Below are 13,712 nucleotides of genomic sequence, written 5' to 3'. Positions count from 1 at the left end.
AAAATAGTGGTGCTCATCAAGGTCCTTCTTTCTAATGGATTGTGTGGTAACACCATTAAAGACCTTGATGGGTTTTTCTGTCCACTTAAATGTTCAACTTAAATTTTACAATCTGCCTTATTTAAAAAGCGTCAAATTGTCTGTTCAGAAAGATCTGAAGATAGACAATTTGACGCTTTTTGGTTATAGGCTCAAAAATGAATTGTTGCTATAAATTATACTGACTATTCTTTTACCGTATCATTTAGTTCCTTGGCCTGATAAAAGTCCGGGAAGACGTGAGCACTCTTGATTCCCCAATAATAAAAACCAAGGGATGCAATAATAATCACGACAAAGTCCCAAGGATATGGGATCCAATTGATACCGTTAAATTGGTGACTGCCAATGTAGGACATGATTGAAATGAAAATGAGATAAAAAATCATCCACATACTTGACCAAAATGCTTTCCGGGTATTCACATAACCAGCTCGGTACTCGTAATAAAAGTAGAATGGTAATCCTAGTAAAATAACCAAAATAACTTCAACGGTTGTTGGCCACATTGCCCAATATACGGCAAGTGAAGCCAAAACAAACGAAAGTGGTGCCATCCAATTTAAATGCTTTAACTTAACAGGACGTTTAAAATCTGGTGCCAATTTTCGAAAGGCAACCGCTGTTACCGGCCCGGTTAAGTACGCAATTAAGGTTGACGTACAGATAACCGTTGCCAAGGTTGCCCATGATCTAAATACAGAAACCATCAGCATACTTAGAACCAGGTTAACAATCATCGCAACACGGGGAATCCCATATTTTTGATTGATCTTACCTACGAAACTCGGAATACGCTGGTTACTTTCCATCGCGTAAAGTGCTCGGCCAGTTGATGCGGCAAACGAGACACCGGTTCCGACGGGTGAAACAAAGGCATCCATGTAAAGCAGAACGGATAACCAGCGGATTCCCAACATAATTGCCAAGTCGGCAAATGGGGAATTGAAGTTAATACCACTCCATCCGTGTGCTGCAACCGCGGATGGCTTAATTGCCGTTATAAAGACACTTTGAAGGACAATGTAGATAATCCCACTAATCAAAAGTGAAATAAAAATGCCATGACCGATATTTTTATTTGGGTTTTCGATTTCACTTCCCATATTAATAACCGTTTGAAAGGCATTGAACGAGAAAATAATACCGGCTGATGAAGTAGCCGCAAAAATCGGTGCTGACCCGTATGGCATAAATTCGTGGAGTGAATGGCCATAGTTTTCGGGATGAAAACTGGCAATTGTCAGCATAATAATGGTTAGCGTTGGTACCCCGATCTTAAAAACTGAGATTAAACTGGTAAAACTGGTTAGAATTTTAACTGACCAGAAGTTCAAAAGAGTGAAAACCAACATGAATAAGAAAACTACCATTAATCCTGCTGTGGTAATGGTGCCATTTTTCAAGAACTGATGGGTCCAGTTTGCCCACGACCACGGCCATGAACTCATATATTGAACGGCAGCAACAGCCTCTATTGGAATTAACGTAATTAACGAAATCCAATTGGCCCATGAAGAAATAAATCCCAGAAGCGGTCCGTGGGAATATTGTGCGTATCGGCTCATCCCGCCGGCTTCCGGAAACATTGCGCCAAGTTCAACATAATCGTAAGCAATTGCGGCAATGACCGCACCCCCGATGACCCATGAAATAATAGCAGCGGGGCCTGCTATTTTCGAGGCTTCCCAAGAACCGAAAAGCCAGCCTGATCCAATTAAGGAACCAAGCGTTAACATTACAAGTTGAAATAATCCAATCTTAGTCGTTTTGTCAGAATCCATTTGTACCTCCTATTTGCAGTGACAACCAGTGTAACAAATGAGAAAATTATTGCAAATGAAGTAAAATGAAAAAAGTCGACTGGTGACTATCATGATAGTCAGGAGAAGATTTTATACTTTTTTAGGAATAGTACCGAAATTGTATTTTTTGAGATAAGGCAAGGAAACACGTTCTTTTAAGGACGTGATGAATTGCCCCATTTTTATGTGCAATGAAAGTTTAGCGTCATTACCTGTCAATAAATTTCCTCAATTGTCAAGTTAAGTGCAACACTTGATAACTAGACCAATTAGACTAGCTTAAAAGGCCATGAAGGCCTATTCTTATTATTAACGACAAAATCAACAGATAAGGATAGGTGTCTTCATGACCCAAACTAAGAATATCATGCCTAAGCATTACCAACAACTCCAATCTTTTGAACGCGGTCAAATTGAGTCCCTGACTCGATTAGGATTTGGCGTTCGTCAGATCGCCAGCCGGCTTCACCGGAGTCCCAGCACCATTTCTCGCGAATTAAAACGCGGGTTAACCACCCAGATTGATTCCCAGAAACATCGGTCATATCAGGGCTACTTTGCCGAGCGCGGGGCGGCTTACTATCGAGAACAGCGGGCCAAGTGTCACCCCAAAGGTTTACTGCAGCGGGCTGCCGTGTTCTTCAAGTCCCTGCCGAAAGCTTTAAAAGCTAAGCCACGAGTTTTCAGTGTCGATACGTATGTCCACTATTTTAAAGCTCATTACCCGGGCTTTCCCTGCCCATCAACGGCTACGGTCTATCGGTATATCGAGGCTGGCAAGCTCCCGGAGCTTCACAACTATGATTTACCCATGAAGCTACGTCGCCGCGCTAAACGCCCGAATCACCGACATGCCCGCCTGAATAAAAAACGGCTTGGACAGTCCATTGAAGACCGGCCCGCAGTGGTTCGGAAACGTCAGGAGTTGGGCCATTGGGAAGGCGACTTAGTGAAAGCCAAACGGGTTGAGTCCGAACCAGCTTTAATGACGTTAACCGAGCGAGTTAGCCGGATGGAAATTATCGTTAAATTGCCTGATTACCGGGCAGAGACTTGCCGGCAAGCCCTCCAAGATACGATTGATGATTACGGTGCAGAAAACTTTCGGACGATCACGTTTGACAACGGCTCGGAATTCGCTAGTTTAAATCAGGTTCAAGGAACGGGAATCTACTTTGCCCATCCATATTCTCCCTGGGAACGGGGCACTAATGAGAATGTGAATGGTCAATTAAGAGAGTTATTCCCAAAGGGGCATTCCTTTAAAAACCTCTCATTAGTGGATCTGCAGTTGGTTCAAGACACGCTGAATCACCGTCCCCGCCGCTGCTTAAGCTATAGTTGTCCAGCGGATGTTATGCCACAACTGGTTTAACTTTCTAGACCAATTATAAGAATAGGCCATTAGTGTTGCACTTAACTTGACAATTGAGGAAAGAAAATAGGGACCCTTTCAGTTAACATGTGCTAACCAAAAGGGGGGGCCCTATTTTCTTTTAATACCGTATTTCACACGGTATCGAATAAAAGTCGTCCGTTTAATACCTGTATTTCGCGACACATCAATGTCACTCATGCCTGCTCGATAAAGCTTAAAAGCATGTTGCAAGCGGGGATCATCTTGGGTGTATTGGGGTTTGCGCCCATGATATTTCCCCTGCTGTTTGGCTAGGGAAATCCCTTGTTGCTGACGCTCAATGATCCGCTTACGTTCACTTTCAGCTTGGTATTTATAAAGTTCAATAATGAGGTTGGTCATGAGTTGACGTAAATTGGGGTCAGCAATCCCTGTCATGGACGGTAAATTCAACACATCTAGGGTGGCACCCTTATTTTGAATGGAGTTCATGATCTTAGTCAAATCATGGTTGTTTCTGCCTAAGCGATCTAATTCAGTGACCATTACAATATCACCCTCACGAATATAGGCCAGCATTTTTTGCAGTTCTGGCCGATTAGTGTTAGCCCCACTTAATTTATCCGTAAATAATTTATCAACGTCTTTTAAAGCCGCTAACTGTCGATCTAAATGTTGCTCCTTGGAACTCACACGCGCATAACCGATTTTAGCCATTTCCAATTCTCCTTTTGGACAGTTCTAATGAACACTTGTAATTCCTAGTATAGCACAGAAATAAAAAAGACCATTAGGGTATACCCTAATGGCCGTTTTACGCTGTTATTTGTTGCCCCCATCCAAACGAAGCTTCATTACGTCGCTCCCCCTCAATAAAGGTGCCTCCTTTACTTTAAGTATTGTATGGTTGCACAGGCCAGCAGTGAATTTATTGAATCAGATATTTGTCAAAAAACAGAAATATTAAAGAGGGATCTGGTGCAAACAGTGTGAGAGATGACCATCTAACCAGCTATTGATCCTATGTTGAAGGTTATGCAGCTAACAATGCTTCTAATTCGTCCACGACTGAGAACCCGATGAGACTTAACTCTCGTCGGGTTCTTTTGCGTATTGCGTGAACAATTTCCACACCGCTCAACGTTGCACTAGCGGTTCGAATGCTTTGAAAGCTTGCTGAGCGGACACGATGACGTTTAATGAATCGGTGGTCCTGTTCAATCAAATTATTTCGATATTTGGAACATTGGTGGGTTGATTTGCTCAAATAGTCTTGCTTTATCAGGTGCTTCACTGCTTTCAGTGTTGCCCGATATTGATCAGTGACTAATCGATCAGGCCGACCATTGGTCGTCAAGAGACGCTTCAAAAAGTGATAGGATGCGGTATAATCGCGGTGTTTTCGTAGCTCAAAATCCATGGTCAAACCGTTACTGTCAATAGCGCGATACAAATAGGCCCAACGGCCTTTAACTCGAATATAGGTCTCATCGATTCGCCAACTTTTAGCGTGAGCTGTTTGATGCCGACGCCATAGAGCCTTAAAGATGGGGCCATAGTGATGAACCCAACGCATGACCGTGGTGTGATGAACAGTGATACCCCGATCCCGAAGCAATTCAACGATGTCACGATAGCTGAGACTGAATCTGAAATAGTAGCCAACGGCTACTAAGATGATGTCCTTTTGAAAGTGGCGTCCCTTAAAGTGATTCATGCGCGCAATCCCTCGTTTCTTGGCACCCAGTATACTAAAATCAAGTCAGCGAGGAAAATTTGCACCAGAACCATCTCGGCTTCTTTCCCGTGGATCTTGTTATTGGTTTCAACATCAAAATCGATCCCGAACCAAGTCATCGGTTTCAAAACGCGTTCGCGCATCCCAGTATCATTTTCGCCTACACCGGCTGTGAATACGATCGCGTCGACCCCATTCATAACAGAAATATACTGAGCGATATATTTGCGGATCCGGTCGCAATAGATTTCAAGCGCCAGTTCCGCGGCCTCGTTATCTTCTTTGACAGCAGCTTCGATATCGCGCATATCGCTGGAGATTCCGGACAAACCGAGGATCCCGGATTTTGTGTTCAGGATGACGATCATTTTATGAACATCCGTCATCCCAAGGTGATCCATCAAATAAGGCAAAAGGGAAGCATCGACGTCGCCTGAACGAGTCCCCATCGTTACGCCGGCAAGCGGCGTGAAACCCATCGAAGTATCGACAGATTTTCCGCCTTCCCATAAAAACCAAGAAAGCCTTCTAAAAAGCTTTCTTGGTTTTTATGGGTTGGAAGTTGATAACGCATTAGGACGTTATGAACATAATCTACATGTTTTGGAAACGCAAGAACTTGGTCAGTCTGAAAAAGAATACTACTTAGCCACAAGTGAAAATGGTCGCGTCAAATTAGCCACTGATCCGTTACCAAGCCAGCAAATTGCCGAGGAACAATTGAACAAGTTCTATCAGCGTGAGTTCGTTCGGTCAGCCAATTCTCGCTGAAAGAGAGATTTTTATCTGTGAAACCTAAAAGTTTTCTAGTATGATGATCCATGGAGATATCCTTTCCTGATGACTGTTGGTTTTCGTCGACTACATTTTATCAGTTTGGATATCTCTATTTCTATCCTCAAGAATAAAAAAGAGTGCTGGAAGAAAAACCCGAAGGATTTTCCACCAACACTAAATATTATAGAACCATAAAAAAGAGGCTGGGACAAAAGTCATGTCCCAGCCTCTTTTTCCGAATAAACGGTGTTTCAAAAGCAGCTTCTTCGGAAATAAGCCGAAAAATCTCAAAAATATGAGAAACTATTTTCGGATTTTTCTTCTTATTTCTTGAAGCTGGACACTTTTGTCTCAACCTCTTTATTTATGATTTTGCGCCTTGCCTAACTCAAAAGCGCAACTGTCAACGGTCCGAGGATCGTCAAGAGGATATTGCCGACTGCATACCCTGGTGTATAACTGAGGGCGAACAAACTGCTGCCGGTTTCTTCATTGATCGCGTTCAAAGCAGCGGTGATCGTACCCGCCCCAGTCAAGGAGCCGATATTATCGATCGCGTTCAGCTTCAAGACATATCGACCGAACAGCAATGTGATGAAATGCGGAAGGATCGAGATGATCGCCCCGATGATCAATACTTTCCAGCCCATCTTCACTAGGGCGCTGACAAAGTCTGAGCCGGCTTGCAGCCCGACTACCGCGATGAACAAGTTCAAACCGAGACTCTTGAAGACCCAGCGGACGGGTCCGGGGATATTGCCGATGTTGGCGTGTTTTTCTTGATACCATCCGAAGAAGAGCCCCAAGAAAAGTGCGCCGCCGCCTTCACCGAGTGTGATCGGGATATTGAAAGCTTTGACCACGATCGATCCCAAGAGAACCCCGAGAACGATCCCGATAGTCAAGAAGCTGATATCGGTCGTTTGTCCTTCAGCGATCTCATAGCCGATTTCTGGCAAGATCTTTTGCAGTGCCCGCGGAGTTCCGATAATCGTCAAGCGGTCACCGCTGCGCATCGTTGTCAGATCGGTCACTTTTTTGCCGTCGCGTTCGACGGAGGTGATCATCAAGCCGCTCTTGACCATATCTTGCAAAGCATGGAAATTAAAAGCATTCGTCAACATCACATTGATCGTTTTCAATTGGATATTACGATACTGTTTGTTTGAAACTTCGGTCGTTCCATGACTTTGTTCCAACTGTAAAAATTCTTCCATATTGCCCACGACCACGATCTCGTCGCCTGGCGAAAGGACCAAGTCGCTGGTTGCCGGGATGCTTTCTTCCTTGCGCAGCACATCCTCAACAACAAATTCATAGTGATATTGTTTTTCGATTTGCAAGATCTTTTTGCCGACAATCGGAGAATCGTCTCCCAGCAAAAATCCTCTGACCCGCACAGAACTAGTCAATGGCGAAAAACTTCCGGAAGTGAAGTTGAGTTTTTCTGCCAATTTTTTCGTTTCTTCTTTCAAATCGACGTGCAGGATCGCTGGCGCGATATTCTTCAAGAAGACCAGCACCCCGACGGTCCCGAAAACATAGGTCAAAGCATATGCGATCGCGACTTCCGAGTTGTAGGCTACCTTAGCAGCTGAAGAAATATCAAGACCATTGATCGACGAGTTGGCAGTCCCGATGACCGCCGACTGCGTTAAAGCGCCGGCGATGATCCCAGCCGCTTCGCCAAGGTCGACTTTGAATAGTTTAAACAAGACCATCGCGATCGCAAACGCAACTACCGCGAAGAAGACACTTTGGCCAACGATCTTAAGTCCGGTACTCTTCAAACTGCGAATAAATGAAGGTCCGACTTCATAGCCGATCGTAAAGATAAAGAGATCGAAGAAAATGCTTTTGACAAGCGGATCGATCTTAAAAGCTCCGATTTGACCGATAATAAGCGCAATGATCAAGACCCCGACCGTCGAACCGACGGAGAAGCTTTTGATCTTGAAACGCCCCAGCAGATAGCCTAGGCTCAGACTAAGAAATACCGGAATGATCGGATTGGCAAGCAAATAATCCACAATTGCTTTCATCACTATCCACCCCTATTTTTGTGCTTCAAACGTTTTATAATATTCATCAAGCAGTTCCAGCACTTGACGGCCGATCAAGCGATAATCTTCCGTCGGCAGGTTCGCCTCAGAAACCCGCAAATCGCCAGGTGCTGCACCGAACCCGACACCATCCATCAATACAACGCCGTTCTTCTCAGCCAATTTCAGCAAGAAGTCGACTTGTTCGAAGTTGTCTGCCAAGTATTCGCGGAACGCTTTGCCGTGACGCTTTTCAGCCAATTCGTAAATATCGATGATCGAATAATATTTCGCAGAAGTTTCGCTGTTGTCTTCCGGATACGTCAAGGCTTTATGCAAGTCGTCGTAGCGTTTATCGATCAATTTGTTCGAAGCTGCGATATACGGATCGTTTTTCGTCTTCTCAACCAAATGCGTCAAGCTGAAGAGGACTTCCATGATCTGCTGCGGTGTTGACAAGCCAGAAGTATGATACAAGCCGATCGAACGGGAATCCGCTACCATCCGGTCGATGAATTTCATCTTTTCGGGTTCCAAAACAACAAGACTGTAACGTTTTTCGAGTGCTTGTTTATCTGCTTGCGGAAGTGCCGCGATCAATTTATCAAAGACATTGTCCTTGCTGACACCGATCACCCCTAAGCGCCAGCCGGTCGCTCCAAAGAGTTTCGAGTAAGAATAAACAAGCAAAGTATTTTTCGGTGCGACACTGTAAACTGTTTGGAAATCGTCAACGAACGTTCCGTAAACATCATCAGTAATGATCATCAAGTTCGGATTCTTCGCAACGGCTTTTTTGATTTCATTCAGTGCTTTTTGGTCAAATGCTTTGGAGCCTGGGTTGCTTGGATTGACAATGAAGAAAGCTTTGATATCGGGATCCTGTAATTTGTCGATCTCTTTCGGCGAAACTTCCCAATTATTTTCTTCTTTCGAGCCCAAGTCGATTTCGACCATTTCATAGTCGTTCAAGGCTGGGATTTGGATGTACGGCGTAAAGATCGGCGTGTTGAGCGCGATCTTGTCGCCCGGTTTGATCAATTTGTTTTCTTTCAGCGAATTGAAAATATAAACGATCGCTGCAGTCCCGCCTTCTGTTGGGAACAATTGCGTTTCATTTTCCAAATCTTCTCCGTGATACAAGACAGATTGCAGATAATGATTGATGATCGTTTCGGAATTTTTCAGGATGCGGCTTGGGACCGGATAATTATTGCCGATGACGCCATCCACAAATTCTTTTACGACTTCATCGCGGTCCAAATGCAGTTCGTCTTTGATATAACTCAAGACGTTCATCAAAAATTGATCGGTTTCGTTTTTATCTGGATCGAGGAATGTTTCAAAACGTTCGCGGATCCCGTCTTTTTCGGTATATCCGGCTAAATCGCCGTCTTTCATTGTGCGTTCTGATTCAAGGACCCCAAATTCAACGATGCGAGTGAAAGCCAAACGGGCTTTTTTATTGATCCAGTTCGGGTTTCCGCGGCCAGCATTCAAAAAGATATTATTTTTTTCGCTTTTTTGTGCCAATGACAGCATTTTATTGCTGATTTCAAAGGCACCTAAATGTTCCAGCTGCTTTTCATCATTCTTGTTGATCTTGTCCATTTTCTTCTTCCTCCTCGTTTTCTTTATAAATTCCTTAAGTTATCTACCAACCCATCGTAAAGTGGATGGACTTATTGTGCAAATAATAACTCTTTTGCATAAAAAAAACCGACCCGCAAAAGCGGGTCGATCGCATGTGTCATCTGTTTTAGCGCTTATTTACCTAATTTTTTGAAATGTTCTACATCGCGAGCGATCATCAATTCTTCATCGGTCGGAATGACGAATGCCCGGATTTTTGAGTCGGGAAGTGTGATCTCGGCGGATCTGGTGCAAACAGTGTGAGAGATGACCATCTAACCAGCTATTGATCCTATGTTGAAGGTTATGCAGCTAACAATGCTTCTAATTCGTCCACGACTGAGAACCCGATGAGACTTAACTCTCGTCGGGTTCTTTTGCGTATTGCGTGAACAATTTCCACACCGCTCAACGTTGCACTAGCGGTTCGAATGCTTTGAAAGCTTGCTGAGCGGACACGATGACGTTTAATGAATCGGTGGTCCTGTTCAATCAAATTATTTCGATATTTGGAACATTGGTGGGTTGATTTGCTCAAATAGTCTTGCTTTATCAGGTGCTTCACTGCTTTCAGTGTTGCCCGATATTGATCAGTGACTAATCGATCAGGCCGACCATTGGTCGTCAAGAGACGCTTCAAAAAGTGATAGGATGCGGTATAATCGCGGTGTTTTCGTAGCTCAAAATCCATGGTCAAACCGTTACTGTCAATAGCGCGATACAAATAGGCCCAACGGCCTTTAACTCGAATATAGGTCTCATCGATTCGCCAACTTTTAGCGTGAGCTGTTTGATGCCGACGCCATAGAGCCTTAAAGATGGGGCCATAGTGATGAACCCAACGCATGACCGTGGTGTGATGAACAGTGATACCCCGATCCCGAAGCAATTCAACGATGTCACGATAGCTGAGACTGAATCTGAAATAGTAGCCAACGGCTACTAAGATGATGTCCTTTTGAAAGTGGCGTCCCTTAAAGTGATTCATGCGCGCAATCCCTCGTTTCTTGGCACCCAGTAACTAAAATCAAGTCAGCGAGGAAAATTTGCACCAGAACCTTAAAGAGTTATTATTTTAGCGATTACAAGAAAAGTGGAACCGTGACCATTTAAATACCATCCTGATGATTTTTTAGAGGCTGGATTTTTAAAGTTATGACCCGTAAAACAAAAAATCATTTTTGATGGTCATGTGGTAACCAGATTTTTTTTAAATTAGCATTATCACTACTGGGAGCATGTCCCTTATCTAATTGATCTATATGAACCATTACAGGGAGCGGAAAGCTGGTTCCTGTAAAGATAGCACTTCCAGGGGCTAGAGAAGGGATAGCAGATTTTGAAACACTATCCAATGAATTCAATGTATTGCCTAACATATTCAAATCAACTTCATTTACAAGACGATGAATAATAAAATTATGCATCTGAGAAACAATAGTTGCTGAAATGTCAGCGGGACGCTGACTAGCAATAGTTAAAAAGAAGCCAAATTTCCTGCCTTCTTTAATAATTTCTTCAAACACATCTAAACGATAATCTCGCCATTTATCACCTTCTCGATTTCTGTTTACAGAAAGAATGTTATGGGCTTCGTCGATTATAAGGTTAGTAGTCTTAGTAATTTCATCTTCTCCTAATAAGTCTTTTTTTTGAAGCTTATAAAGATACCTTGCAATTAATAATGGAATTGTTGCTTTAGCGTCTTTATTGACATTACGTAAAGAAATTATTGTGCAATATTTCTCAGAAAAATTATCCGAGTCGTCATTGCTTACTTTAATTAACTTATTAAACATCTTTGATTTTGCTTCAATTCTGTTTAATAAAGGAGCAATGAAATCAAATTGAGCTCCTCCGTAGGTTAATTTATAAATCATTTGTAGATGGACAAACACAGATAACAAAGTTAGAGGTTGCCAATCAGTATCAATCATGACATCCTCCCAATTTAGAGTTTCTTCTATCAAATATCTAAATTCTGATTTATTGACCATATTATTAAAATAGATTTTGCCATTGCTAGTAAAACTCCAAAATAGACCCGTATAAGTAGTATCAATATTAGAAAAATATGTGCCACTATTGCTGTTCCATGATGCTTTTAACCAAATGCTAAGTTCGGAACTTTCTGGTATTTTAATTTGTAAGTCATTTAAAATTACTTTAAGTAAATTTAACGTTCTTGGGTCTTGCACATTGTTTTGAAATACCTGACAAAAGGCGGTTACAACGTAACTTATTATTTCTTTCTTTGTAACTTTATTTTTCCCGGGATTAAAATGCTTTAAAGTTGTTCTAAGAAAGGGTTCTTGCGTTTGTTGCGTTGCTGAAAACAACACTGACAACATTTCTATATCCCAGAATTCTGATCTAGGAAGGATTATTTTGTCTCCTTTAGATGTAGATGAAGTATTAAGTTCAATAGTTTTTTTGCTTGATGTTAACGATTCATCACCAGTGTATTCACCATTAAAATCTATAAAAATAAACTTGGAATTATTAATATTCCAATTATTTTTATCAGCAGTATTAAATAATTCTGAATACATTTTTGCCAAGGTGTTAGATTTTCCACTGCCAGTGTTACCAAAAATTGCAAAATGCGTGTTAAAGATATGCGACCAATCAATTGCATATTTAAGTCCTTCGGGGACTGTTTTTCCAATATATAATGGATAATCTATATTGAGAATATTTCCCGTTAGTATCTGAAGGGTTTCTTCTGAACTTAGTAATACGATTTCAGAAAATATTTGAGGAAAAATAGAAATTCCAAAAGTGAATTTACTTTGCCTAAAGGCTCCTATGATTGAAATATCCACTTCTCTAATAAATCTGTTTTTTGAAAATTCCTGATCATTACTGTCTTTTTGCGTGTCTTCTAAATATTCGTGAAGGACCTTGCCTACTAATTTATAGGGGCCTCTTTGAATTCCAATGTATTCTCCAGTACCCACTCCCCTATATGTAACCCCGTTTCTGTAATATGTTAAATTATTAGTATTTTCAAACATTCTAGCTGTAACGTAAGTCCCCTTTACTTCAGTTACGATTCCGACACTTGGTAACGGATCCATCTTAGCTGTTTTCATTGTCCATAGGCTCCTTCTAAAAATTTATTTAGGACATTGAAGTTACCTGGCTCGTTAGTATCAGGGGACTTTAAAAATGTCACATCAGTATATCCTTTTAACACAAGATTAATATAGTCAACGTCTTTTTCACTATATGGAATAACGAAAATCTGTAAAGATGGATTGGAAATAGATCTTTTTAACAGATCTAAAATATGTTCATCTTTGAAGGAAAAACCAAAACAAATTAAAACAGTGTTATCCTTTTGCAACTCATTTTCGAATTCTCTTAGTAGTTGATAGTATTGTTTCTGAAACACTGTCTCTTGAAATTTTCTTTTGGTAGGACTCACAATTAATAGCTTGGAATAATCGTTTTCAAATATTCCGAGTTCATCTTTTAGTTCTTCATTTCTTTCTATATTGCTAAGATATTGGTCAATAACGTTTTCGTCAGTTACTTCAATTCTATTTCCTTGATTCAACATCTTTAAAATAGTATCTGATTCTTCTTTTATTTTCGTTAGTAATTCATTTTCTAGGCTTGATGTAATAATGGTTTGGTCATCTTTCAAAACTTTTTTTGACCATGAAAGAGAGCCATGTAATTTATACAGATTAATAGACGGTATCTCTCTACGAAATGTGTCAATGGATCCACTGTGGGTAACATTAAAATAATAGTTTTCGTAACTAACTTCACGCGTAAAGAAACCTCTAGAGCCATCGTTAAAAAAGGCTAAGGGGTGTTCAAGAGAAATATCATCAAAAGCGGCCTCGAAAAATGTATCATAGTTTGTAGTAAAAATATTAGTTCTTTTAGGTCTTTCAAATCCGTTGTGGCGCGAAAGAGTAAGCATATTCTCAATTAATTCTTTATAAGAGTTCAGAGTATCCATTGCTTCTTCTGGAATGTGAGTAGTGCTAACTAATCCATTTTTGACTGATGAATCAAAAAAAAGGAATTTCAAAAAAGCTTGTGCCATTTTTTGAGAATTATAGGCAGTTAAAAGGTCTTCAATACTGTGTTTATTCCCTTTTTCCCCAACAGAAAGAGTGCTTATATAATCAGAACTTGCACCAGAACCAATTAAAAAATCTATATTTTTCCCTTCTACTTTATCTAAAAATTTTTGACTGTCATTCATGATACCCAACCTCTTTTTTTTAAAAGTCAAAAGTGCCATTGATTATTTTACATTGGGCTTTCTTTCGATGCCGAATAAAGAACTTTCGTTATATTAA

9 protein-coding genes and 3 pseudogenes are annotated in these 13,712 nt (G+C 41.1%); 2 read left to right on the top strand and 10 right to left on the bottom strand.

Annotated elements, in window-relative coordinates; genetic code table 11:
* Nucleotides 1-224: 224 nt before the first annotated feature.
* Entirely contained in the window at nucleotides 225-1,823 is a 1,599-nt protein-coding gene (locus MZO41_RS15195; protein WP_015474755.1) for an APC family permease, read from the bottom strand.
* A 367-nt stretch (nucleotides 1,824-2,190) separates the two neighbouring features.
* On the opposite strand from MZO41_RS15195, the gene MZO41_RS15190 reads away from it, so the two are divergent.
* A complete protein-coding gene (locus tag MZO41_RS15190) occupies nucleotides 2,191-3,219 on the top strand; it encodes an IS30 family transposase (RefSeq protein ID WP_015474672.1) in 1,029 nt (342 codons plus the stop codon).
* A 111-nt stretch (nucleotides 3,220-3,330) separates the two neighbouring features.
* Here MZO41_RS15190 and MZO41_RS15185 read toward each other — a convergent pair whose 3' ends face one another.
* From MZO41_RS15185 to MZO41_RS15175, 3 genes and pseudogenes are all read right to left on the bottom strand, one after another.
* A complete protein-coding gene (locus MZO41_RS15185) occupies nucleotides 3,331-3,918 on the bottom strand; it encodes a recombinase family protein (protein WP_027822913.1) in 588 nt (195 codons plus the stop codon).
* Between the two features lie 316 nt (nucleotides 3,919-4,234).
* The gene (locus tag MZO41_RS15180; protein WP_022669498.1) at nucleotides 4,235-4,918 is read right to left on the bottom strand and encodes an IS6 family transposase; all 684 of its coding nucleotides are present in this window, start codon (nucleotides 4,916-4,918) and stop codon (nucleotides 4,235-4,237) included.
* Nucleotides 4,915-5,445 (bottom strand): annotated as a pseudogene (locus MZO41_RS15175) (acetate kinase); the annotation flags it as partial. The gene MZO41_RS15180 and the pseudogene MZO41_RS15175, both read right to left, overlap by 4 nt.
* A gap of 13 nt (nucleotides 5,446-5,458) precedes the next feature.
* On the opposite strand from MZO41_RS15175, the pseudogene MZO41_RS15170 reads away from it, so the two are divergent.
* A pseudogene (locus tag MZO41_RS15170) lies at nucleotides 5,459-5,710 on the top strand (hypothetical protein); the annotation flags it as partial.
* Between the two features lie 389 nt (nucleotides 5,711-6,099).
* Here MZO41_RS15170 and aspT read toward each other — a convergent pair.
* The 6 genes and pseudogenes from aspT to MZO41_RS15140 form a co-directional block, all read right to left on the bottom strand.
* Nucleotides 6,100-7,758, bottom strand: coding sequence for an aspartate-alanine antiporter (gene aspT / locus MZO41_RS15165; RefSeq protein WP_252129707.1), 1,659 nt, complete (start codon nucleotides 7,756-7,758; stop codon nucleotides 6,100-6,102).
* 12 nt (nucleotides 7,759-7,770) lie between these two features.
* Nucleotides 7,771-9,369, bottom strand: coding sequence for a bifunctional aspartate transaminase/aspartate 4-decarboxylase (locus tag MZO41_RS15160; protein WP_187349911.1), 1,599 nt, complete (start codon nucleotides 9,367-9,369; stop codon nucleotides 7,771-7,773).
* Nucleotides 9,370-9,524: 155 nt separating this feature from the next.
* A pseudogene (locus tag MZO41_RS15155) lies at nucleotides 9,525-9,629 on the bottom strand (acetate kinase); the annotation flags it as partial.
* Nucleotides 9,630-9,694: 65 nt separating this feature from the next.
* Nucleotides 9,695-10,378 (bottom strand): IS6 family transposase, encoded by a 684-nt coding sequence (locus MZO41_RS15150; protein WP_022669498.1) that lies wholly within the window; start codon nucleotides 10,376-10,378, stop codon nucleotides 9,695-9,697.
* Nucleotides 10,379-10,565: 187 nt separating this feature from the next.
* Nucleotides 10,566-12,485: an ATP-binding protein gene (locus tag MZO41_RS15145; protein ID WP_159271202.1), complete on the bottom strand. Its 1,920-nt coding sequence runs from the start codon at nucleotides 12,483-12,485 to the stop codon at nucleotides 10,566-10,568.
* The gene (locus MZO41_RS15140; protein WP_159271200.1) at nucleotides 12,482-13,615 is read right to left on the bottom strand and encodes an SIR2 family protein; all 1,134 of its coding nucleotides are present in this window, start codon (nucleotides 13,613-13,615) and stop codon (nucleotides 12,482-12,484) included. Before MZO41_RS15140 ends, MZO41_RS15145 begins: the two co-directional genes overlap by 4 nt.
* Nucleotides 13,616-13,712: the final 97 nt, after the last annotated feature.

The sequence above is a fragment of the Lactiplantibacillus sp. C232 genome (genome assembly GCF_023806725.1).
GTDB lineage: Bacteria > Bacillota > Bacilli > Lactobacillales > Lactobacillaceae > Lactiplantibacillus > Lactiplantibacillus plantarum.
Note: the sequence above shows the minus strand (reverse complement) of the source record. Positions and strands in the feature narration are given on the sequence as shown.